This is a genomic window from Thalassotalea profundi (genome assembly GCF_014653195.1).
GTDB lineage: Bacteria > Pseudomonadota > Gammaproteobacteria > Enterobacterales > Alteromonadaceae > Thalassotalea_B > Thalassotalea_B profundi.
Map to the genome: position 1 here is coordinate 1 of NZ_BNAH01000040.1, position 504 is coordinate 504.

The window sequence follows — 504 nt, forward strand, 5'->3', positions numbered from 1 at the left end:
AAGTCGGACAAATTACAGTTGGCTTTTTGTTCGTGCCTCACTTATTTTAGCCAACTGCAATTAGCCGCTTAAAACGGCGTTAGCAGTAAAGGAGTACACATGCAGTATGTCGAAATTGAATTAACTCAAGGGAATATAAATAACGATCATTTATATCTGTCATCAATTACCGAGTTTTTCCCTAGTGATTCTTTCGGTGGTTCAAATTCACAAGACATTGCCCCAGTTTTACTTGAAATACATTGTGGTATCAATGAACCTGTATTTACTGATATTGCTAGTGACAAAAATATCTTTCGTAAGCGCTCTTGGGTTAAAGAATTCTTTAAAACTCATAATATGGCTGCCGGTGATAAAGTCATTATCGAAAAAACTGGGAGACATCGTTATCATGTATACCCTAAACGTAGTTAATTTACTGCTAACAAGTGACTATGGTGTCAAACACTAATATTTAATTCATTTTTGGATCCCAATAGACACCATCTCTCACCATTGAATTTA

General features: G+C 35.3%; 1 protein-coding gene. It reads left to right on the forward strand.

Features of this window, described 5'->3' with window-relative positions; genetic code table 11:
* Positions 1-99 precede the first annotated feature (99 nt).
* Positions 100-414: a hypothetical protein gene (locus IE155_RS17915; protein ID WP_189379707.1), complete on the forward strand. Its 315-nt coding sequence runs from the start codon at positions 100-102 to the stop codon at positions 412-414.
* Positions 415-504: the final 90 nt, after the last annotated feature.

Excerpts from the sequence above, each read along its gene's own strand:
- IE155_RS17915 (WP_189379707.1), top strand. The coding sequence starts at position 100 with ATGCAGTATGTCGAAATTGAATTAACTCAAGGGAATATAAATAACGAT.